The 21,224-nt window shown below is 66.9% G+C and carries 25 protein-coding genes; 4 read left to right on the top strand and 21 right to left on the bottom strand.

The genetic code is table 11. The features are described 5' to 3' along the window. Nucleotides 1-7: 7 nt before the first annotated feature. From A9D12_RS09645 to hisG, 5 genes are all read right to left on the bottom strand, one after another. The gene (locus A9D12_RS09645) at nucleotides 8-2,173 is read right to left on the bottom strand and encodes a sodium-translocating pyrophosphatase (protein WP_068351231.1); all 2,166 of its coding nucleotides are present in this window, start codon (nucleotides 2,171-2,173) and stop codon (nucleotides 8-10) included. 190 nt (nucleotides 2,174-2,363) lie between these two features. Beyond that, entirely contained in the window at nucleotides 2,364-3,221 is an 858-nt protein-coding gene (gene thiL, locus A9D12_RS09650) for a thiamine-phosphate kinase (RefSeq protein WP_068351233.1), read from the bottom strand. A 154-nt stretch (nucleotides 3,222-3,375) separates the two neighbouring features. After that, on the bottom strand, nucleotides 3,376-3,840 hold the full coding sequence (gene nusB / locus A9D12_RS09655; RefSeq protein ID WP_068351235.1) for a transcription antitermination factor NusB: 465 nt from the start codon (nucleotides 3,838-3,840) through the stop codon (nucleotides 3,376-3,378). Continuing rightward, nucleotides 3,837-5,135 carry a histidinol dehydrogenase gene (gene hisD / locus A9D12_RS09660; protein ID WP_068351237.1) on the bottom strand — a complete coding sequence of 433 codons (1,299 nt, stop codon included), beginning with the start codon at nucleotides 5,133-5,135 and terminating at the stop codon, nucleotides 3,837-3,839. Before hisD ends, nusB begins: the two co-directional genes overlap by 4 nt. Further along, a complete protein-coding gene (hisG, locus tag A9D12_RS09665) occupies nucleotides 5,132-5,824 on the bottom strand; it encodes an ATP phosphoribosyltransferase (protein ID WP_068351239.1) in 693 nt (230 codons plus the stop codon). Before hisG ends, hisD begins: the two co-directional genes overlap by 4 nt. A 45-nt stretch (nucleotides 5,825-5,869) precedes the next feature. On the opposite strand from hisG, the gene A9D12_RS09670 reads away from it, so the two are divergent. Continuing rightward, nucleotides 5,870-6,958, top strand: coding sequence for a DUF2332 domain-containing protein (locus tag A9D12_RS09670; protein ID WP_068354211.1), 1,089 nt, complete (start codon nucleotides 5,870-5,872; stop codon nucleotides 6,956-6,958). Here the strand turns inward: A9D12_RS09670 and A9D12_RS09675 are convergent. Genes A9D12_RS09675 through A9D12_RS09690 form a run of 4 tightly spaced genes read right to left on the bottom strand, consistent with a single transcriptional unit; the run spans nucleotide 6,955 to nucleotide 9,440 of the window. After that, nucleotides 6,955-7,845, bottom strand: coding sequence for an alpha/beta fold hydrolase (locus A9D12_RS09675; RefSeq protein ID WP_068351241.1), 891 nt, complete (start codon nucleotides 7,843-7,845; stop codon nucleotides 6,955-6,957). The two genes, A9D12_RS09670 and A9D12_RS09675, sit on opposite strands and share 4 nt — an antisense overlap. After that, nucleotides 7,845-8,657, bottom strand: coding sequence for an SDR family NAD(P)-dependent oxidoreductase (locus A9D12_RS09680; protein WP_068351243.1), 813 nt, complete (start codon nucleotides 8,655-8,657; stop codon nucleotides 7,845-7,847). Before A9D12_RS09680 ends, A9D12_RS09675 begins: the two co-directional genes overlap by 1 nt. A gap of 52 nt (nucleotides 8,658-8,709) precedes the next feature. Further along, nucleotides 8,710-9,177 carry an NUDIX hydrolase gene (locus A9D12_RS09685; RefSeq protein ID WP_068351245.1) on the bottom strand — a complete coding sequence of 156 codons (468 nt, stop codon included), beginning with the start codon at nucleotides 9,175-9,177 and terminating at the stop codon, nucleotides 8,710-8,712. Then, nucleotides 9,174-9,440: a BolA family protein gene (locus A9D12_RS09690; RefSeq protein ID WP_068351247.1), complete on the bottom strand. Its 267-nt coding sequence runs from the start codon at nucleotides 9,438-9,440 to the stop codon at nucleotides 9,174-9,176. Before A9D12_RS09690 ends, A9D12_RS09685 begins: the two co-directional genes overlap by 4 nt. An 80-nt stretch (nucleotides 9,441-9,520) precedes the next feature. On the opposite strand from A9D12_RS09690, the gene A9D12_RS09695 reads away from it, so the two are divergent. Then, nucleotides 9,521-10,123 carry a J domain-containing protein gene (locus A9D12_RS09695; RefSeq protein ID WP_068351249.1) on the top strand — a complete coding sequence of 201 codons (603 nt, stop codon included), beginning with the start codon at nucleotides 9,521-9,523 and terminating at the stop codon, nucleotides 10,121-10,123. Here A9D12_RS09695 and A9D12_RS09700 read toward each other — a convergent pair whose 3' ends face one another. The 3 genes from A9D12_RS09700 to A9D12_RS09710 are packed head-to-tail and all read right to left on the bottom strand — an operon-like array spanning nucleotide 10,124 to nucleotide 11,872. Then, a complete protein-coding gene (locus tag A9D12_RS09700; protein ID WP_068351251.1) occupies nucleotides 10,124-10,564 on the bottom strand; it encodes an SRPBCC domain-containing protein in 441 nt (146 codons plus the stop codon). Between the two features lie 46 nt (nucleotides 10,565-10,610). Then, a complete protein-coding gene (locus A9D12_RS09705; protein WP_231889591.1) occupies nucleotides 10,611-10,982 on the bottom strand; it encodes a DUF1428 domain-containing protein in 372 nt (123 codons plus the stop codon). A gap of 50 nt (nucleotides 10,983-11,032) precedes the next feature. Further along, a complete protein-coding gene (locus tag A9D12_RS09710) occupies nucleotides 11,033-11,872 on the bottom strand; it encodes an oxygenase MpaB family protein (RefSeq protein WP_068351254.1) in 840 nt (279 codons plus the stop codon). Between the two features lie 111 nt (nucleotides 11,873-11,983). On the opposite strand from A9D12_RS09710, the gene A9D12_RS09715 reads away from it, so the two are divergent. Both A9D12_RS09715 and A9D12_RS09720 read left to right on the top strand, forming a co-directional pair. Further along, nucleotides 11,984-12,961, top strand: coding sequence for an AAA family ATPase (locus A9D12_RS09715; protein ID WP_068351256.1), 978 nt, complete (start codon nucleotides 11,984-11,986; stop codon nucleotides 12,959-12,961). 47 nt (nucleotides 12,962-13,008) lie between these two features. Next, nucleotides 13,009-15,198, top strand: a complete 2,190-nt coding sequence (locus tag A9D12_RS09720) for a transglycosylase domain-containing protein (protein WP_068351258.1) — start codon at nucleotides 13,009-13,011, stop codon at nucleotides 15,196-15,198. Here the strand turns inward: A9D12_RS09720 and A9D12_RS09725 are convergent. The 9 genes from A9D12_RS09725 to A9D12_RS09765 are packed head-to-tail and all read right to left on the bottom strand — an operon-like array spanning nucleotide 15,195 to nucleotide 21,217. After that, nucleotides 15,195-15,623: a PaaI family thioesterase gene (locus A9D12_RS09725; RefSeq protein ID WP_068351260.1), complete on the bottom strand. Its 429-nt coding sequence runs from the start codon at nucleotides 15,621-15,623 to the stop codon at nucleotides 15,195-15,197. The two genes, A9D12_RS09720 and A9D12_RS09725, sit on opposite strands and share 4 nt — an antisense overlap. Beyond that, a complete protein-coding gene (locus A9D12_RS09730; RefSeq protein ID WP_068351262.1) occupies nucleotides 15,616-16,101 on the bottom strand; it encodes a PaaI family thioesterase in 486 nt (161 codons plus the stop codon). Before A9D12_RS09730 ends, A9D12_RS09725 begins: the two co-directional genes overlap by 8 nt. A gap of 58 nt (nucleotides 16,102-16,159) precedes the next feature. Further along, nucleotides 16,160-16,648, bottom strand: coding sequence for a Holliday junction resolvase RuvX (gene ruvX, locus A9D12_RS09735; protein ID WP_068351264.1), 489 nt, complete (start codon nucleotides 16,646-16,648; stop codon nucleotides 16,160-16,162). Further along, on the bottom strand, nucleotides 16,630-17,775 hold the full coding sequence (locus A9D12_RS09740; RefSeq protein WP_068351266.1) for a DUF3089 domain-containing protein: 1,146 nt from the start codon (nucleotides 17,773-17,775) through the stop codon (nucleotides 16,630-16,632). The genes ruvX and A9D12_RS09740 overlap by 19 nt, the downstream gene beginning before the upstream one ends. A 14-nt stretch (nucleotides 17,776-17,789) precedes the next feature. Further along, nucleotides 17,790-18,662: a signal peptidase I gene (gene lepB, locus A9D12_RS09745; protein ID WP_231889592.1), complete on the bottom strand. Its 873-nt coding sequence runs from the start codon at nucleotides 18,660-18,662 to the stop codon at nucleotides 17,790-17,792. Between the two features lie 38 nt (nucleotides 18,663-18,700). After that, nucleotides 18,701-19,111, bottom strand: coding sequence for a holo-ACP synthase (acpS, locus tag A9D12_RS09750; RefSeq protein WP_068351268.1), 411 nt, complete (start codon nucleotides 19,109-19,111; stop codon nucleotides 18,701-18,703). Continuing rightward, a complete protein-coding gene (locus tag A9D12_RS09755; protein WP_068351270.1) occupies nucleotides 19,108-19,386 on the bottom strand; it encodes a pyridoxal phosphate biosynthetic protein in 279 nt (92 codons plus the stop codon). The genes acpS and A9D12_RS09755 overlap by 4 nt, the downstream gene beginning before the upstream one ends. After that, on the bottom strand, nucleotides 19,383-20,126 hold the full coding sequence (locus tag A9D12_RS09760) for a pyridoxine 5'-phosphate synthase (RefSeq protein WP_068351272.1): 744 nt from the start codon (nucleotides 20,124-20,126) through the stop codon (nucleotides 19,383-19,385). Before A9D12_RS09760 ends, A9D12_RS09755 begins: the two co-directional genes overlap by 4 nt. After that, nucleotides 20,123-21,217: a serine hydrolase domain-containing protein gene (locus A9D12_RS09765; protein ID WP_068351274.1), complete on the bottom strand. Its 1,095-nt coding sequence runs from the start codon at nucleotides 21,215-21,217 to the stop codon at nucleotides 20,123-20,125. Before A9D12_RS09765 ends, A9D12_RS09760 begins: the two co-directional genes overlap by 4 nt. Between the last annotated feature and the right edge of the window lie 7 nt (nucleotides 21,218-21,224).

Below are 21,224 nucleotides of genomic sequence, written 5' to 3' on the forward strand. Positions count from 1 at the left end.
TCGGGCTTCAGCCAGCACCATGCGCCAGCGCGGCAAGCAGCAGCAGCGCGACGATGTTGGTGATCTTGATCATCGGGTTGACCGCCGGGCCGGCGGTGTCCTTGTAAGGATCGCCGACCGTATCGCCCGTCACCGCAGCCTTGTGGGCTTCGGAACCCTTGCCGCCGTGGTGGCCGTCCTCGATATACTTCTTGGCGTTGTCCCATGCGCCGCCGCCGGCGGTCATCGACAATGCGACGAAGAGGCCGCCCACGATCACACCCAGCAGCAATGCACCCAGTGCGGCAAAGCCGTTGTCCTGTCCGGCAATCGCGGTGATCACAAAATAGACCACCACGGGTGCCAGCACGGGCAGCAGCGAGGGGATGATCATCTCCTTGATCGCCGCCTTGGTGACAAGGTCGACCGTGCGGGCATAGTCGGGCTTGGACGTGCCCGCCATGATCCCCGGATTGTCGCGAAACTGGTTGCGCACGTCGAGCACCACATCGCCCGCCGCGCGGCCCACCGCGGTCATCCCCATCGCCCCGAACAGGTAGGGCAACAGCGCGCCGAGCAAGAGGCCGACGATCACGAAGGGATTTTCAAGGCTGAAATCGACATTCGCATCCGGGAAGAAGGTGCGAAGGTCGGTGGTGTAGGCGGCAAACAGCACCAGCGCGCCAAGGCCCGCGGAACCGATGGCATAGCCCTTGGTCACGGCCTTGGTGGTGTTGCCGACCGCGTCGAGCAGATCGGTCTTTTCGCGCACGCTGTCGTCCAGACCCGCCATTTCGGCAATGCCGCCGGCATTGTCGGTGACGGGGCCATAGGCATCGAGCGCGACGACCATGCCCGCCAGCGCCAGCATCGCGGTGGCCGCATAGGCGATGCCCATGAGTCCGGCGAGACCATAGGCGATGATGATGCCCGCGACGATCACCAGTGTCGGCAGCGCGGTCGACTCCAGACTGATCGCAAGCCCCTGGATCACGTTGGTGCCGTGCCCCGTTTCCGAAGCCTTGGCGATCGAGCGCACCGGGCGATACTTGGTGCCGGTGTAATATTCGGTGATCCAGATGATCAGCCCGGTGATCGCAAGGCCCAGCAGCGCACAGAGGAACAGGTCCATGCCGGTAAAGCCCAGCGATACGGTTTCCTGCACCACCGCGCGTCCGGTGACCGGATCGAAGGCTTCGGTGAGGGTTTCGTTCGTGCCGCCGATCACCGCGCCCATGTCGCCCAGCGCATAGGTCATCACGGCATAGATCGCCGGGATCGAGGTGACCGCGGTGACGATGAAGCCCTTGTACATCGCCCCCATCACATTGGTTCCGCCGCCAAGGCGCACGAAATAGGTGCCGAGAATCGAGGTGACGATGCACACGCCCCCGACCAGCAGCGGCAGCGCCATCATCGGCAGCAGCATGTCGCCAAGCCCGGTGAGCAGCAGTGCGGTCAGCACCATCGTTGCGCCGACGGTGACGACGTAGGTTTCGAACAGGTCGGCGGCCATGCCTGCACAGTCGCCGACATTGTCGCCGACGTTGTCCGCGATCACGGCGGGGTTCCTCGGATCATCCTCGGGGATGCCCGCTTCGACCTTGCCGACAAGGTCTGCGCCAACGTCGGCCGCCTTGGTGAAGATCCCGCCGCCAAGCCGCGCGAAGATCGAGATCAGAGAGGCACCGAAGGCCAGGCCGACAAGCCCGTCGATCACTTCGCGGCTCGCAGCGGTAAGGCCCATCGGCCCGATCATGACGGCAAAGAACACCGCGATCGCCAGCAGTGCAAGGCCGGCCACCAGCATGCCGGTGATCGCGCCCGCGCGGAAGGCGAGCGTCAGGCCCGCCTGCAACCCGGTGCTGGCGGCTTGGGCGGTGCGCACGTTGGCACGCACCGAGATGTTCATCCCGATATACCCAGCGACGCCCGACAGGATCGCGCCGGTCAGAAAGCCGATGACTGCCGTGGTGCCGAGCGCAAAGGCGACGATCGCGGCAACGACGACGCCGACGATCGCGATGGTGGTGTATTGGCGGTTGAGGTAGGCCTGCGCGCCTTCCTGAATCGCGGCGGCGATTTCCTGCATCCGCGCATTGCCCGCGCTTGCGCCGAGCACCTGGCGGCTGGTGACCACGCCATAGACAATGGCGAGCAGTCCCAGCCCAATCGATATGAGCAATAGATTCACGAGCAATCCCCTCTCGTTATGTTGCGTCCCCCTTCTGCGAGGGGTGCTCGCGCCTCCCATTATCCCTCGGGCGCGATGGGGATGTTGTAGGCGCTTGAACCACGCTGGCAAGAGAGCCGGGATAACAGGGCAACAGCCGCGAAAATCCGCCCGCCGTAACGGCATCGGGGCGGCAAAAGCAGAGCGTGGGTCAGCCGTGCCGGTAGCCGAGGCGATCGCTTGCGCGCAGCATCGTGCTGCCAAGTTGCAAGGGTGCCTCGCCGCGCGCGGTCACCGTGCCGATGCGGTGTGCGGGCACGGGAAGAGCGGTATCGGCGGGCGCGGTGAACAGCAGTTCGTAATCATCGCCCCAGCGCATGCAATCGTCGGCGCGGGCCGGATCGGCGACGGGGATCGCTACCGGATCGAGCGCGAAGGTCACGCCGCTCGCATCGGCCATGCGCCAGGCGTCGAGCAGCAACCCGTCGGAAATGTCCATCATTGCCGTGACGTGTGGGGCCAGAGCGCGGCCCTCGGCGAGGCGCGGGACGGGGCGGTTGAAAGCGGCGAGATGGTCGGACGCGCCTTCGAAGCCCAGCATCGCCCGCCCGACGGGGCCGGTGATCCACACCCCCTCGCCCGCCGCAGCGCCGCTGCGCGAGGGCACTTGCGTATGGCTTGCCCGCCCGATCGCCGTCAGACCGAAGCAGCGCAGGCCCTTGCCCGCCACGGTATCGCCGCCCAGCAGTGGGGTGGCAAAGGCCCGCAATGCCTCGTGCAAGCCCTTGATAAAAAGCGCATCATCGCTTCCGAGCATGTGGCCGAGGAGCACGCCGACGGGTTCTGCGCCCTTGGCGGCAAGGTCGGACAGGTTGGTCGTGACCAGTTTCCAGGCGACATCGGCCATGTCGGCACCTTCGCGAAAATGCGTGCCTTCGACCATCATGTCATGGGTGAGGACCAGCGTTTCGCCCCCCACCATCAGCACCGCGCAATCATCCGCCAATCCCCGCGCGGCAGAGTGCAAGGGGAGGGCGCGCAGCGCGGCGATGAAATCAGCTTCGTTCATGGCACAGCCCGATTAGCCGATCGCCGCCCACATGCCTATGGCGCGCGATGTTTCACGTGAAACAGCGCTTTTAGTGCCCGCTAACTGATAGCAAAACGGGGCTAACGGGGGGCTAAAGGGGGTCTGGCGCGGTGTCGGAGCGCATCAAAACCGGTCAGCGCGCGTCTTTCGCCACCGCGTCGAGGATGCCGTTGACGAACTTGGCCTGACCATCATCGAAGAACGCTTTGGCGACTTCGACATATTCGTTGATCACTACTGCGGCGGGAATATCGTGGCGCGCCAGCAATTCATAGGTGCCGGCGCGCAGCACCTGCAGCATCGCCTTGTCGAGCCGCGTCACGCTCCACCCGGCGGCGAGCTTGCCTGCGACCACGCCGTCGATCTCGTCGCGCCGCGCGGCGACCCCGCGCACGACATCGTCGAAGAACAGGACGTCGGCGTCGGCATATTCGGCTTCGTCGAAATCATCGTCGTCGATCGTGCGGCCCAGCCGGTGCTGGTGAAATTCGTCGAGCAGCCGGGCAAGCGCGGTGCCTTCCATGTGCTGCTGATACAGCGCCTGCACGGCGGCGAGACGCGCGGCCGAGCGGGCCTGCGATTTGGCGGGGTGGTTCATTTGATCCTCAATTCCACGGACTTGGCGTGGGCGGGCAGCCCCTCGGCATGGGCGAGGGTTGCAGCGGCAGGGCCGATCGCGGCAAATGAGCCTGCATCGAGCCCCAGAAAACTGGTGCGCTTCATGAAGTCGAGCACCGACAGCCCGCTCGAAAAGCGGGCGCGGCGCCCGGTGGGCAGCACATGGTTCGGCCCGGCGACATAATCGCCTACCGCCTCGGGCGTCATCCGGCCAAGGAAGATCGAGCCTGCATGGCGGATCGCGGACAGATAGGGTTCGGGATCGTCGACCGCGATCTCGACGTGCTCGGCGGCAAGGCGATTGGCCAGCGCCGGCGCCTCGGCCAGCAGATCATCGACCACGATCATCACGCCATGCGCGTCCCACGATGTGCGCGCGGTTTTCCCTGTGGCAAGCTGGCCGATCTGCAAGTCGATGCAATCTTCGACCTGCCGCGCAAAACCCGCATCGTCGGTGATCAGGATCGATTGCGAGGTGGGATCGTGTTCGGCCTGCGACAGCAGATCGGCGGCGATCCAGTCGGGATCGTTCTTGCCATCGGCGATCACGAGGATTTCGGAAGGCCCGGCGACCATGTCGATCCCCACCACGCCGTAAAGCTGGCGCTTGGCTTCGGCGACCCAGGCATTGCCCGGGCCGGTGATGACATCGACCGGACGGATACGTTCGGTGCCATAGGCGAGCGCGCCCACGGCCTGCGCGCCGCCGATACGCCAGATCTCGTCTACGCCCGCGATGTGCGCAGCGGCCAGCACCATCGGGTTGGCCTCGCCCTTCGGCGTGGGGGTGACCACCACCAGCCGCTCAACGCCCGCAACGCGCGCGGGGATCGCGTTCATCAGCAGCGAGGAGGGATAAGCCGCACGGCCACCGGGGACATAGAGCCCGGCCGCATCGACCGCGCGCCAGATCGCGCCCAGCCGCACGCCTGCGGCATCGATGTAATCGCGGTTCTGCGGCAGCTGCGCTTCGTGATAGGCCCGGATGCGCGCCGCAGCGAGTTCGAGCGCATCGCGAAGATCGGGGGGGAGCGCGTCATACGCCGCTTCGCACGCCTCGCGGGTGATGACCCAGTCGGCATCGTCGACCAGCGCATAGCCATCGAACCGCTGGCTGTATTCGACGAGCGCATCATCGCCCCGGCCTTTGACCGCCTGCAGGATCGTCTGCACCTGGCCTGCAACATCGGTGTCGGATTCGCGCCGGGCATCGACCAGCCGTGCGAAAGTGCGTTCGAAATCGGCGTCCCGGGTGGAGAGGAGGCTAACCGTCATGCTGGCTCCCGTGCCTCAGCTTCGCGGCGGAAGGCATCGACCAGCGCGGCAACGCGGGCATCGGTCTTCAACGCGGTGCGGTTGACGATCAGGCGCGCGGAAATGTCGAGGATCACCGAGGTTTCGACGAGGCCGTTTTCGCGCAAGGTGGTGCCGGTCGAAACCAGATCGACGATCTGGCGCGCAAGGCCCAGCGATGGCGCAAGCTCCATCGCACCGTTCAGCTTGACGCATTCGGCCGCCACGCCTGCGGCTTCGAAATGGCGGCGGGTGAGGCTGGGATACTTGGTCGCCACGCGCAGGTGGCTGATGCTGGTGGCTTCATCGCTGTCATTTGCCATGCGGGCCACGGAGAGCCGGCACAGGCCGATGCCGAGATCGACCGGCGCGTAAAGATCGGCGTAGTCGAATTCCTCGATCACGTCGCTGCCCACGATCCCGACCTGCGCTGCGCCATGGGCAACGAAGGTCGCGACATCGAAGGCGCGCACGCGGATGATCCGCATGTCGGGGCGGAGGCAGCCAAAGGCCAGCGCGCGGCTCTTGGGATCGTGGAATTCCGCGCCCGGTTCGACCCCTGCGCGCGCCATCACGGGCAGCGCCTCGTCGAGGATGCGGCCCTTGGGCACGGCGAAGGTCAACTGTCCGGGCCGGAAGATGCTATTGTCTGATGTGCCGGTGGTGGTCATGATCGCCCGCGCACTTAAGGGCGGGGAGGCAAAAGGGCAATGGTGATGGCAGGCGGGGCGCAGGGAATCATGGCGCTCGAAGACTTTGCCGCCGCGCTCGCATGGCAGGCGGCCCACGCCGAGGAAAACGGCGCGCCGGCGACCGCGCGGGTGATCCGCGCGCTTGCCGGGGTGCGCGACAGCGATACCGCGACGGGGCAGCGGATCGCGCACTGGCCGGGGCTGACGCTGAAGGACGCGATGCCGCTGCGCATTGCCGGCGGGCTGCACCACCTGGTGCTGACCGGGGCGGACCGGCGGCTCGCGGCGGTCTATGCGGGCGCGGTGAGCGATCAGGGCGCGGTCGATGCGCTGGTGCTCGATCTGGTGCACCGGTTCGATGCGCGGCTGGTGGGCTGGCTGGATGGCCCGCCGCAGACCAACGAGGCGGGCCGCGCGGCGAGCATCATGGCGGGGCTGTTGTGGCTGGCGGCGCGGGTCAGACCGGCGCGCTTCGATCTGTTCGAACTGGGCGCGAGCGCGGGGGTCAACACGATGCTGGACCGCTATTTCTTCCGGTTGGGCGATACACGGGTGGGGCCGCCGGGTTCGCCGATGCGGATCGTGCCCGAATGGCGCGGGGCCTCGCCGCCCGCGCCGCCTGCGGGTTTCGCGATAACGCGGGTGAAGGGCTGCGACATCGCGCCGATCGACCTTACCGATCCCGAAGCGGCGCTGCGGCTCAAAGCCTATGTCTGGCCCGACGCGGGCGAGCGATTGGCGCGGATCGACGCCGCGATTGCGCTGGCTGGCGCCGAGCCGCCCGATCTGGTGGCCGGGGACGCGGGCGATTTTGCTGCGGCAATGCTCCCGCGCCCGGCCGAGGCTGGGACAGCACGGGTGATGTTCCATTCGATCATGTGGCAATACCTGCCCGCCGCCACGCAAGCCCGCATCACCGCCGCCTTTGAGGCTGCTGCTGCTGCGGCCACCCCCGATACGCCACTCGGCTGGATTGCGCTGGAGACAGACCCCGCCACCTTCCGCCACGAATTGCGCGTGCGATTGTGGGACGGGGAGAGCCACGCTGGCGCGCCGCATCTGCTCGCCCATGCACACCCGCACGGCGCATGGGTGGAGTGGCTGGCGGATTAGTCCGCCAGAAACGCCTCCATCGCCGCGTTGACCGCCTCTGGTGCCTCCCACGGCACGAAATGCCCGCAATCGGGCACGCGCACGATGGTCAGCGGATCGATGATGTGCTCGAGCCCGTCGAGGTTCTCGGGCGGAAGGGCAAGATCGTCGAGGCCCCAGATCACCAGCGTCGGGATCGTCAGCTTGGGCAGCGCAGGCGGCGTCCAGCCCTCGGGGATCGCGAAAGGCGCGTCCATCGTCGGCACGTCGATCGGGCTCGCGCGGTAGTAGTTGAGCATTCCGAAGGCGGCGTCACGGTTCTGCCAGTCGAGCAGCAACGCGTCGCGTTCCTCGGGCTCCATCTTGCTCGGGCGGTCCCACTTGACCTCTTGCAGCAAGAGGCCCGTGAGCCCGTGTTCCTTGACCAGCGCATCGTTCGCCGGGTCGCGGAAGCCGCGGATATACTGGCTCGCCGCGCGCTGGCCCTCGTGGGTGTAGAGCAGACGCTGGAAGGTGACGGGATGCGGCGCATTGGCGATGATCGCGCGGGTGACGCGCGCGTGCTGCCCGCCCAGCGCCACGCCCCAGGCAATCGCGCCGCCCCAGTCGTGCCCGACGATCGTGAACTGCGCGATGCCCAGCGCGTCCGCCAGCATGAACACGTCCCCGATCAGCTTGTCGGGGGTGTAGGCGGCGACCGCCTGCGGTTTCGACGATTGCCGATAGCCGCGCTGGTCGGGCGCGACGCAGCGGAACCGATCGCTGAAATGCGCGATCTGATGGCGCCAGGTGCGGTGGCTTTCGGGAAAGCCGTGAAGGAAGATCAGCACCGGGGCCTCTGTCGGGCCTTCGTCGACGATGTTGAGGTGGATACCATTCGGCAGCGCCACGCGCTTCAGATCAAACATCACTGCTGCTCCAGCTTGTCCATGTAACCCTTGGCGACCATGCCCGCGACCTGATCGAACAATGCCTCGGGCGTGCGGCGCGCTTCGCCCATGGCGAGTTCCATCCCTTCGGCGACGATGATCTCGCGCGTGCCCCTGGCGATCCCGTCGAGCATCTGGCGCGCCGCCTCATCGGCGGGGATGCCCTCGTCGATTGCCTTGTCGGAGCGTCCGCGCGCGGTGCCTTCGGCGGTCAGCGCATTGCGCGAGACATTGGTGGCGACCGATCCGGGGTAGATCGTATGGACGCTCACGCCGTTCACGGTCAGCTCGGCGCGCAGCGCATCGGCATAGCCAGCCAGCCCGAATTTCGCCGCGGAATAGGCCGTGCGCATCGGCACGCCGACCTTGCCTGCGATCGAGGAAATGAACCCAAGCGCGCCCGAGCCGCGCTCCGCCATGTGGCCGATCAGCCCTTGCGTAAAGGCGATCTGCGCAACCAGATCGACCTCGATGATGTCGCGGTAGACCTGCATCGCGGTCTTGAGCGCGCGGCTGCGCTGCGAGATGCCGGCATTGGCAAAGGCGATATCGACATGCCCCTTCCAGCCGATTGCTTTCGCGGTGGCATCGGCCAGCGCCGTCTCGTCGCGCACATCGAAGGCGAGGATCAGCGTGTCGCCGCCGCAAGCCTGCGCAACCTCGGCGAGCCGCGCCTCGTCCCGCCCCGACAGAACGACCGACGCGCCCCGCGCCGCCAGTTCGCGCGCCAGCGCCGCGCCGATGCCCGACGATGCCCCGGTGATCCACGCCACCTTGCCCTGATAATCCATCGCTCTCTCCCTTTTTCGGCAAAGGACTAGCGAGGCAGAGCGGGCAGGGCAATCAGGTTGCGATTTGCGACCTTATCATTGCGGCCAGTTCCACCGGAAACACCGCTTCTGGCCAAGCCTCCAACTCGCCGAGCGTGAACCAGCGGTGCTGCGTCATCACCCGCTGTTCGAGCGCGGTGTGGCCGCCGGTATCGACCCTGGCATTGGCGACGCGGACGAGGAAGAACCGCTCGTCGGCCTGCACCGGTTCGCCTTCGACCGTGACAAATTCCGGCGTCATCCGCGCGATCTGCGGGCCGGGATCGTCGATCGCGATCCCTGCCTCCTCGAACAATTCGCGCCGCGCCGCATCCTCGAACGTCTCGCCTGCATCGACTTCGCCGCCGGGCGTGCACCAGAACGGCGCGCGGCCCGGCACGTCGAACCGGAACAACAGCGTTCGCCCCGCAGCATCGACCACGATCAGCCGCGCGGCTTGCCGCAGGCGCAAGGCGGGGTTGAGGCGCGCGCCGTCGGTCATTCGCCCGGCACGCTCGCCCTGATCGCGACAGCGTGAACGCGCTGGCCGACGATATCGCCCAGCGTCGCAATCACCGCGCGCTGGCGGGCGAGGCGGGTCATGCCGGCAAAGGCGGCGGCCTCGATCTCAATCGTGAAGTGGCTTTCGCCCGTGCCGTCATCGCCCATGTGGCCGACATGGCTGGCGCTGTCGTTGATGATCGCAAGGCGCGCGGGCGCGAAAGCCTCGGTCAGAAGCGTGTGCATTTCCTCGGCGACACTCATCACGGATTTCCTTCTTTGCAACGGTTCGGCAGGCGTTCGGGCTTGGAACTTGCCGCCGCAATCGCCATTCATGGGGGCTTATGCCTTCACCACGATTTCATGGCCGCGTCGAGAGCCCCGGACGCCGGTGCGAAGCGCCCGGTTGCCGCGAGGACGGCGAATTCCGCGCGCCGGGCCGCCGCCCCAACGGGTTCGACGGGCCGGGCGAATGGCGCTGGTTCTGCTTGCAGCATGTGCGCGAATTCAACGCCGGATACGACTGGTTCGAGGGGATGAGCGCCGAGGAAATCCTGCACGCGCAATCCCCGGTTGCCGGCTGGCAGACCGAAAGCAAGGCCTTCCGCCCCACGGCCGGAATCCACGATGCGCCGCGCTGGGCCGATTATGCCGATCCCTTGGATGCGATCGGCGCGCGCGCCCGCACTATCCGCTCGCGCGCCGAACGCGAGGCCCGCGCCGCGCAGGATTTTGCGCGCAGCCGTTTCAGCCGCGAAGAATCCGCCGCGCTCGAAGTCATGGGGCTGGGCAGCGACACCGACGCTGCGCGCCTGCGCCGCCGCTATTCCGAGCTGGTCAGGCGTTATCACCCCGACCGCAACGGCGGCGACCGCGCGCACGAGGCCAAGCTGACCGCGGTGGTCGATGCCTATCAGGTGCTAAAGAAAAGCGCGGCGCTCGCCTGATCAGCGCGCTTCGCACAGCTCGGCAAGCTGCGCGGCGCAGGCTTCCCAGCCTTGCACGAAGCCCATCGCCTCATGCTCGGCGCGCGCCTCGTCCGACCAGTGCCGGGCGCGCGCGGTGTAGCGTGTGCCTTCACCTTCGGGGGCGATTTCCCAGATTCCGATCATGAACGGGCCGGCCGGCTCCAGATCGCCGACGACCGCATCGGTTGTGGCAAAGCGGCGGCCTTCGTCCCAAGCGAGCACGATCCCTTCCTGCGGCATTTCCTCGCCATCGGGCCCGCGCATGATCATCGCGCTGCGCCCGCCGACCCGGCGTTCCTGCGCGACGATCTCGGTGCGCCAGGGCCGCGGGCACCACCATTCTTCCTGCCGGTTGACCATCACTTCCCACACCACTTCGGGCGGGGCGGCGATGGTTCGGGTGACACAGAGTTCATTCATTGTCTGTCTCCTGCGGCGCGCGGCGTCCCCCGCGCCTTGCGTGTGATTATGCCTGTTTGTTCACGATGGGCTCGAACCCGCCGACGATCATGCGCTTGCCGTCGAACGGCATGTCGCTGCCATCGGGCGCGCCGAACTGTTCGGCCATGCGCGGGTCGGCCATCAGCTTGTCATGGCTGGCATCGGCGGTGGCACGGTCGGGCCAGGTGACCCATGAAAACACGATCTTCTCGCCCGCCTCGGCCTTCACCGCCATGCGGAAATCGGTGGTGGTGCCGTCCTTGACGTCGGCCTCCCAGCATTCGACCTGCGACAGCGCGCCGTAGTCCTTCATGATTTCCCAGAACCGTTCGGCAATGTCGCGATAGGCATCCTTCTTGCCTTCGGGCACGGCGAGCACAAATCCCTGAACATACATGATCTCTCTCCCTCCATGCGCATCATAGCAGGGGAGCAGAGCGGTGCGTATCAATTCTGCCCGAAGGCCCAACGGAGCGTCCGGCCCATGCCCCATGTCGCCGCACGTGCAGGCAGCGCAGCCAGTCGCGGGCGTTGCAGCCGCAGCATCTGGCGCGCCCAATCGGGCAGCATCGCGACCGCATCGGCGGTGAGCATCGTCTGCACCGCCGCCGGCGTGCCGGTGGGCCGCTGCGACAGAACCAGCTGCGCAACCTCGCGCGCCTCAGTCGAGGCTTTCAGATCATGGCGCAGTTCGCGAAAGATGCGGTCGGCCTCGGCGCGGGTCTCGGGCACGGGATCGGCCCCCAGCATCCGCGCGATCACGGCAAACTGGCGGTAATATTCGTCCTGTTCGTCCCCCGGCATCGACGGGCGCACATGGCGCAGGTATCCCGCCAGAAAGCTCTGCGCCTCGGTCACGTGAACCCAGGCGAGTGTGCGCGGATTGGTCGCGGCATAGGGCGTCCCGTCGGGCAGCGTGCCGCCGACGGCGACGTGGATGCGGTTCACGCGCGCGATCGCGGCCAACGCATCGTCGCGGTGGCCGAAGGTGGTCACCGCGATGAAGCGCGCGGTGCGTTGCAGCCGGCCGTGCATGTCGGCGCGGAAATCGGAATGGTCGAGCACGCCCTGCAACGCGTGGGGGTGCAGCATCTGCAGCAGCAGCGCGCGCACCCCGCCGGTCATCATCCCCACGATATCGGCATGGACCTGCCGGATCGGGGTGTCGCGCGCGAACAGCGCATCGTCGGAGGGCGGGGTGGGGGTCTGCCCCTTGCTTGCATCGTGAAACACGCCGCGCACCTGCGATACGAGTTTCAGGCGCAGCGATTCGACCGGATCGGGCATGGGGGGAATATAGGGCGGCGGCGCGCGGGCGAAAGACGCGCTGCCCAATTTGCCAGCACGCGGGCGCAAACGCTTGCAGGGCGCAGCCTTGCCGTTTAACCGAAACCGGCAATGACCACGATCCCCTCCGGCGCCAGCGCCATGCCCGCCCAGCCCGACACCACCATCGACGTGCGCGAAACCTTCGGCATCGATATCGACTGGCAGGTGCCCGCCTTCTCGCAAGCGAGCGAGCATGTGCCCGAGACCGACGGCGCCTATGTCTTCGATCCCGACACCACGCTGGCGATCCTGGCAGGCTTTGCGCACAACCGCCGGGTGATGGTGCAGGGCTATCACGGGACGGGCAAATCGACCCATATCGAACAGGTCGCGAGCCGCTTGGGCTGGCCCTCGATCCGCGTGAACCTCGATGCGCATATCAGCCGGATCGACCTCATCGGGCGCGATGCGATCGTGCTGAAGGACGGGCTGCAGGTGACCGAGTTCAAGGAAGGCATCCTGCCCTGGGCGCTGCAGCACCCGGTCGCGCTGACCTTCGACGAATATGACGCAGGGCGTCCCGACGTGATGTTCGTGATCCAGCGCATCCTCGAATTCGATGGCCGCCTGACGCTGCTCGACCAGAACCGGGTGATCACGCCCAATCCGTTCTTCCGCCTGTTCGCCACCACCAACACCGTGGGCCTCGGCGACACCAGCGGGCTTTACCACGGCACGCAGGCGATCAACCAGGCGCAGATGGACCGCTGGAACGTGGTCGTCGCGCTCAATTACCTCGCGCCCGCGGTCGAGCAGCAGATCGTCAAGTCCAAGACTCCTGAAAGCGACGACAAGCTGATCGCGGACATGGTGAAGGTTGCCGAACTGACGCGGCAGGGCTTCATGAACGGCGATATCTCGACCGTGATGAGCCCGCGCACGGTGATCACCTGGGCACAGAACGCCAGCATCTTCAAGTCGGTCGGCTTTGCCTTCCGGCTCAGCTTCCTCAACAAGTGCGACGAGGCCGAGCGCACGCTGGTGGCCGAATATTACCAGCGCGTGTTTGGCGAAGACCTGCCCGAAGGCGCGGCGAAGAAGCGGTAACGCACCGCTTGCGCGCCACTGTCCTATGCTGGTAACACAGCGGCCTGATGGCGTTCTTCGACCGATTCTGGAAAGGCTCCCGCGCCCCCGCCGATGACCGCGGCGGCGCGGACGAGGGCTATTTCGCAACCTACGAATCGACGCGTCCTTTCGGCGATGACGATTTCGACAACGACGATCTGACGCGCCCGCGCAGTGCCAGCTTTGCCGATTTCGATGCGTGGGACGCGCGGCTCGGCCGGGTCGATGCGGCGCTGGCAAGCGAGGAGCGCCGCCGCCAGCGGTGGTGGCACCGCGCATACTGGCAGGAACGCAGCAAGCTGTGGTGGACCGGGCGCGCCGCGCTCGCCTTTGTCGCCGCGCTGACGCTGGTGATCGGCTGGCTGCTGGTCACCGCGCCGCTGTCCAAAAGCCTTGAACCGATCGCCCCGCCACAGGTCACGCTTCTCGCCAGCGACGGCACCCCGATCGCACGGCAGGGCGCCGTGGTGGAGGCGCCGGTCAAGGTGGCCGACCTGCCGCCGCACGTCACGCAAGCCTTCATCGCGATCGAGGATCGGCGCTTCTACAGCCACTGGGGGATCGATCCGCGCGGGATCGCGCGCGCGGCGTGGACGGGATATGGCGGGGGCTCGACGATCACCCAGCAGCTCGCCAAGTTCACCTTCCTCACCGCCGAACAATCGATCAGCCGCAAGGCGCGCGAGGCGTTGATCGCGATCTGGCTCGAAAGCTGGCTGACCAAGGACGAGATTCTCGAACGCTATCTGTCGAACGCCTATTTCGGCGACAACCAGTATGGCCTGCGCGCGGCCAGCCTGCATTATTTCTACCGCCAGCCCGAAAAGCTGCGCCCCGAACAGGCGGCGATGCTGGCCGGGTTGCTACAGGCGCCGTCGCGCTACGCGCCGACCAAGCATTACGACAAGGCCAGGAAGCGGATGGATCTGGTGGTCGGCTCGATGGTCGCCGCGGGATACCTGACGCAGGCCGAGGCCGATGCGCTGCCCGATCCGCGGATCGATGTGCGCACGCGCGACGGCAACCTGCCGACCGGCACCTATTTTGCCGACTGGGCGCTGCCGCTGGCCCGCGAAGGGATGGAGGCGAGCTATTCGCGCCAGGTGCTCACCACCACGCTCGATTCGCGGTTGCAGGCGCTGGCCACGCGGATCGTTGCGCGCGCCGGCGTGGGCGGGGCGCAGGTCGCGCTGGTGGCGATGCGCAGGAACGGCGAGGTCGTGGCGATGGTTGGCGGGCGCGACTATGCCAAATCGCCGTTCAACCGCGCCACGCAGGCCAAGCGGCAGCCCGGATCGACCTTCAAGACGATCGTCTATCTCGCCGCCTTGGAAAACGGGTGGGAGCCCGATGACACGATCCCCAACACGCCGATCACGCAAGGCAGCTATCGCCCCAAGAACGCGGGCGGGCGCTATTCCGACCAGATCACGCTGAAGGAAGCCTTCGCCGCATCGAGCAACGTTGCCGCGGTGCGGCTGTTTCAGGCGGTGGGCAGCGAGAAGGTGATCGCCACCGCGCGCCGGCTGGGTATCGCTGCGCCCATGACCGAAGGTGATCCAAGCCTTGCGCTGGGCACATCGTCGATGACGCTGCTCGAACTCACCAGCGCCTATGCCGGGATCGCGGCGAACGAATACCCGGTCGAACCCCACGCCTTCCCACGCGGGAAGCGCAATTTCTGGCAGTGGCTGACCACGCGCACGCATTCGATGTCCTCGGGCGAGCATGAGGATCTGGAGGAGATGCTGCGCGCCGCGATCAACCGCGGCACGGGGCGCAATGCCGCGCTGCCGATTGCCAATTACGGCAAGACCGGCACCACGCAGGATTACCGCGATGCGCTGTTCGTGGGCTATGCCGGCGATCTGGTGGTGGGCGTGTGGATCGGCAACGACGACAACACGCCCTTGAAGCGCGTGACCGGCGGCAGCGTGCCTGCGCGGATCTGGCGCGATTTCATGTATGGCGCGCTCAAGATCGAAGCCGCGCCCGCGCCGCGCGCCAGCGACACGCCCGATCCCGAAGGGCCGGTGCAGCCGCTCGACGTGCCCGAAGGCGGCGACATCCCGCTGGGGCAGGAAGGCGCGAGCATCCGGATCGACGAGGGCGGGGTGACCTTGCGGCAGGAAGGGCTGCCGGTCGAACTCAGGGTCGACGGGCAGGGCGTGGCGGTGCAGCCGCCGCCGCAGACCACCCCTTCGCCGCCGCCCTAACCCGGGCTATTCTGGTCCGGCGAGCGTTCAACCATCAGGATATTGAGCACCGCGGTCGCGATGGGCCGCGCGCGGTCGGTCTGCCAGGCTTCGACCGTGATATTGGCATTGCGCCGCCCCAGCCGGGTGATCCGGCCCACCGCAAAGCTCTCCTGCGATTTGCCCGCGGCGAGATATTGCACGGTGATGTTGATCGGCTTCAATTGCGGATCGCGTCCCCCCGCAAGCAGCGCGGTGCGGAGGGCAGCGTAACCTGCATTCTCCAGCAGGCCCGCGGTCGCGCCGCCGTGGAAATGCTGCGGGCGGCCTTCGACCATGTTGCCGAAATCGACCGTCAGCACTGGCATGCCGCCTTCCTCGGCGCCGGTCGCGGTGATCCCGAGCGAGCGGGCATAGGCGGGCAGTTCAAGCGCGGTGTCAGTCATGGCCGGTGCTCCCGCCAAGCGCCGGGTTGGCGGTGCGCGGATCGGCCCCGATCGTCATGAAGGTGCCCGCCACATGCGCGACCGGATCGGCAATATCGTCGTCATAGGCGATCCCGCGGACAAAGGCGGCCGAACGCGTGATGCGGTAGCATTCGACGCGGCCCTTGACGCTGGCCCGTTCGCGCGCGGGGCGCTGGTAATCGACCCGCAGGTCGAGCGTTGCGACCGGCCGGAAGGTGCCCTGCGTCTGCCAGATCGCCATTCCGCTCGCCATGTCCATCAGGCTGATGATCGGGCCCGAAGCAAGCACCGGGCGATCACGGTCACCCAGCAGATCCTCGCGCCAGGGGAGTTCGAGTTCGACCCAGTTGTCGCCCTGCTCGGTGAATTTGAGGCCGAGCCAGCCGGTATGGCCGTGCCGGAAAAACCACTTGGACGCCTCGCGCGCGTCGAACCGGGGGGTGGGGGGCGTATTCATGGGCGCGGTGCATAGGAGGGCGGAGGCCCCTGTTGCAATGGCGTAAAAATGGCAGTCGCTAAAGCACGCCGCCGGCCAGCCGGTCGATCGCGCCTTGCAGGATGACCGCAGCGGCGTGGCTATCGATTGCGGCGGCGCGTTTTGCGCGGCTCATGTCCATCCCGATCATCGCGGCTTCGGCGGCCTGTGTCGACCAGCGCTCGTCCCACAGCAGCACGGGGAGGCCGAAAGCCTCGGCGCAATTGCGGGCATAGGCGCGGCTTGCCTGGACACGCGGGCCTTCGGAGCCGTCCATGTTGCGCGGCAGGCCGAGCACGATACCGCGCACGGAGCGGCTGCGGATGAGTTGGGCGAGCGTCTCGCGGTCCTTGCCCCACTTGCCGCGTGCGATCGTGGTGCCGTTGGTGGCAAAGCGCCAGCCCGCGTCACAGGTCGCAGTGCCCAGCGTCTTGGTGCCGAGGTCGAGGCCGAGCAGCACGCCGCCCGCCTCGCCCACCGAATCGCCGAAGCCGCGCGCGTCCTCGAAGATCAGGCCTGCGGTTTCCATGCGTCCGCCCTGCGGTTCACATCGGCGCGCGTGTTCGCCCAGAACAGCGGCAGATCGTAAACGTGGTAGTTGTTGCCCGGCAGCACGAAGGCGCCCATTTCGGGCGGCGGGCCGATCAGCAGCAGGCCCGATGGCGCACAGCGCGCGGGCACCAGCGCCGGCACGAGGCTGCCCTTGTCCATGCTTTCTTCGGGCACCAGCGTGCCCAGATTGGCCGCCTTGTCGGCCGCGCCGCCGGGGGCGCCGGTCAGCGGGTTGGTGCACAGCATCGGATCATCCCCCGGCGCCTTGCCGTCGAGCGCGGGCGCCGCGCCATAGGCTTCGAGCACGAGCGAAGGATCGGCGGGCTCGGCAAAGCTCGACCAACTGATCACGCAGCCGGTTTGCGTCGGCGAAGCGCAGGCAGGCATGCCGAGCGCGGGCAGATCATGCGCCAGCGAGATCGGCCATCCGATGATATAGGCCGCGACCAGACGCTGCGCGGTTGGCGTTGCCTTCACCTCCTGCGCGATCAGGCGTTTGAGATGCAGCGCGCCCTGCGAATGGCCGGCCAGCACGATCGGCGTGCCCGGGTCGACCGAAGCGAGGAAGAAGCGGAACGCCTCGCGCACGTCGGAATAGGCCGCATCGATCGCCTGACGCGCTTCGGGCTGGTCGGTAAGGAACGCGCCCGCCGTCGCCTGCCGATAGCGCGGCGCCCAGATTTCGGATGCCGCGTTGAACGGGCTCGCCATGCCGCGCAGGTAGAGGCGAGCGATGCGCTCCGCGTCGGCATCGCCGCCGTTGTCGAGCGGCGCGTTCCAGCCGGTGCGGCTGACGAAGCTGGTCGGGTGGACGAAGAACACCGCAAACCGCTGTTTCGGGTCGGCAGGCGTGGGCAGGCCGCTACGCTCGCCCGCATAGGCAGGCTGCCAGCGGGCCGGATCGCTGGTGCCGATCCCGGGGCGCGAATGCCACAGCTTGGGGTCTTCGTAGGCATTGGCGGCAAGCGGCGCAACCGGGGCAAAGGCCACCGAAGGCACGCTGGCCCACTTGGTCAATTGCGCAGGGAACAGCGCCAGCGCGAACGCGCCCGCAATCGCCAGAAGGATGCAGAAGGCGACGAAATAGAGGAACTTGCGAGCCATTCTTCGCGCGCCTTTCAGTTGGTCCTTGGTGCGTCGCCCTCGGCAATTGCAGGACGCAGCGTGGTCCATGCCCGGTCCCCGCGCAGGCTCGAGAACCACGTCGCCGGGTTCCAGGTGGTCGATCCGTCGAGGCTGAAGGTGATGAATTCCGCGCGCCCGCCGATATTGGCCAGCGGCACCGCGCCCTGACCCAGACCGCGCGGCAGCGGCGCGCGGCTGTCGGCCGAAAGATCGCGGTTGTCGCCCATCACGAACACGCTTTCGGCGGGCACGGTATAGGGGCCGAAATTGTCGAGCTCCTGATCGACATAGTCGATCGTCAGGAAGGTCGCGCCGTTGGGGAAGGTTTCGCGCCACGTCGGCGGATCGAAGTAGTCCTTGCCGTCAGGCCCGGTGCGGCGGAACTGTTCGTAGGAATCGAGGCAGGGGTGCTGGCCGATATCGTCGGCGCACAGCAATTCGGGCTCGAACGGGATGCGCACAGGGGGCACGACCTCGCGCTTGACGGGCGTGCCGTTGAGGATGATCTGCCCGCGGCGCACTTCGATCGTGTCGCCCGGCAGCGCAACCACGCGCTTGATATAATCCTCGTCGCGTTCGGGGTGCACGGGGATCACGATATCGCCGTATTCGGGCGTGCGCGGCATCACCCGCGTGGCCGAACGCGGCAGGATATGAAAGCTCGCCGAGGCCCACGACCAGCCATAGGGATACTTGCTCACCACCAGCCGGTCGCCCACCCACAGCGTCGGCATCATCGAGGTCGAGGGGATGTAGAACGGCTTGGCGACCAGGCTGTGGAACGCCAGCACGGCAAGCAGCATCACCGCAAGGCCGCGAATTTCGGCAAACCAGTTGATCTTGTCCGGATTTTCGCTGTCGGTCACAGGGGGGCTTTCGCTGAAACTATGGGCATTGCCAGCGATCAGGGCTGGCGCAGGGGGATGGCTTCGATGATCACGAAGGCCTGCGCCCAAGGGTGATCGTCGGTCAGGGTGAGATGGATGCGCGCCTCATGCCCGTCCGGGGTGATTTCTTCAAGCCGCAATGCCGCGCCCCCGGTCAGCGCCAGCGTCGGCGCGCCCGAGGGGGCATTGACCACGCCGATGTCCTTCATGAACACGCCGCGCTTGAACCCGGTGCCGACCGCCTTGGAGAACGCCTCCTTGGCGGCGAAGCGCTTGGCGTAGGTGCCCGGACAAGTAAAGGGGCGGCGGCGGGCCTTGGCGATTTCGACATCGGTGAAGACGCGGTTTTCGAACCGCTCGCCGAAGCGACTGAGCGAATTGGCGATGCGTTCGATGTTGCACAGATCGCTGCCGGTGCCGATGATCATTTGAGCGCCCTTATGATGACAGCCGCGAGCAGGCCGACGGCAACCAGATGGAGCATCACCTGCGCCTTGAACAAGGGGTGCGAAAAATCGCCTTTCGCCACCCGGCTTGCGCCGGCGAAGCCGAAGATCATCAGCGCCAGCCAGCCGACCGCGAACACCACCATCACGCGCGCGCTCAGTGCAAAGCCCAGGAACCCCAGCGCGAGCAGAAACAGCGCGGCGGCGGCGAGTGCCCAGCGTTTCTGTTCGCCGGTGAGGGCCGGGGGCGTGTTCATCGCGCTTCATCCATCAATTCGCGCATCCGGCGGATCGCGTTTTCGAGGCCCACGAACACCGCTTCGCCGATGAGGTAATGGCCGATGTTGAGTTCGGCGATCTGCGGGATCGCGGCGATCGGCTGGACGTTGTCGAAGGTGAGGCCGTGGCCCGCGTGGGGCTCAATCCCGTTCTTGGCGGCGAGCGCGGCCATATCCGAAATGCGGCGCAATTCGCGCTCCACGCGGTCGCGGTCGCCGTCGAGAAAGGCGTGGGCATATTCGCCGGTGTGGAATTCGACCACCGGTGCGCCCAGCCGCAGCGCGGCGTCCAATTGCCGCTCATCGGCTTCGATGAACAGCGAGACGCGGATGCCCGCATCGCGCAGTTCCTCGCAGATCGGCACCAGCGTGTTGTGCATTCCGGCGGCGTCGAGCCCACCCTCGGTGGTGCGCTCTTCGCGCTTTTCGGGGACGATGCAGGCGGCGTGCGGTTTGTGGCGCAAGGCGATGGCGAGCATCTCGCGGGTCGCAGCCATTTCGAGGTTGAGCGGCAGATCGGTCGCCGCCTGAATGCGCGCCAGATCCTCGTCGCGAATATGGCGGCGGTCTTCGCGCAGGTGCGCGGTGATCCCGTCGCCGCCCACGGCCGCGACGATCTCTGCCGCGCGCACCGGATCGGGATGGTCGCCGCCGCGCGCGTTGCGGATAGTGGCGACGTGATCGATGTTGACGCCGAGGCGCAGGTGTGAAGGGGTCATGGGGTTCCTTGCGGGCAGGCGGCTGTGCTGAGCAGATCGTGCGCGAAGCCGCTGCCCTGCCACACTTCGCCGAATTCGAACGGTTTTTCCTGCGAGAAGGCGACCACCGCCATCCGCTTCTCGGGCAGGATGAAATTGCGCACCTGCACAGCGCCGATATCGCCGCGCCGCTCGACGATCCTGACGGGGGCATCACAGCCCTTGAGCGGCACGTCGAACACCCATTGGCCCAGCGCCATGTATCCCAGCATCGGATCGCCGCGCCACATTTCGGCCAGCGCCTCCGGCCCGAGCAATTCGCCGCGCATCAGCGCGTTGTCGATCGCGATGATGTCGTCAGGCTCGCCATAAAGCCCGGCAGATGCGCCATAGGTCGACAGATCGACCTCGCTCTCGCGCAGGCCGTCAACAAGGCCCCAGCGCGTGAATTGCTCGCCCGGATAGGCCCCGGCGAATTCGAAGCCCAGCGGTCCGGCGATGTCGCGCAGGAACAGCTTGTCCCACGAAATGCCCGTGACCGCTTCAAGCACCGCGCCCAGCACCATGAAGTCGCAATTGTTGTAAGCCCAATCGCCGCCCGGTGCGCCAGTGACGGGGCCCGCGCAGAACCCGGTGACGGGATCGCGGCTGCCCTTGAAGTCCGCATCGTAGAACGCGGGCGTATCGGCGGGGTTGGGCAGGCCTGCGCGGTGTTGCAGCAGATTGCGGATTGTCGCGGTGCTTGCGTTGGGCGATGCGAAGGCGGGCAGGTATGTCGCCACCGGGCGGTCGAGATCGATCCGGCCCGCCTCGACCTCGCGCATCACGAGGATCGCGACGATCTGCTTTGTCACGCTAGCCCAGCGCCAGGTCAGCCCGTCGGGCCAGCCGCGGTCGGGTTCGGGAAGCAGTCCGACCCAGCGGTAGGTCGGCGGGAAGTCATCGGGCGCATCGAGACTGTCCGAGATCACGACATCGCCTTGGAAGCCTGCCGATTCGATCACCGCGTTGACCGCAGCGAAGGGGAACGCGGTTTCGGCATCCCGCACCGTCGCGGATACTGCCGCAGCGGGCAGGCACAGGGCGATCAGGGCGGCAAGCGAACGGATCATCGGCGGC

The sequence above is a fragment of the Erythrobacter neustonensis genome (genome assembly GCF_001663175.1).
Taxonomy (GTDB): Bacteria; Pseudomonadota; Alphaproteobacteria; order Sphingomonadales; family Sphingomonadaceae; genus Erythrobacter; species Erythrobacter neustonensis.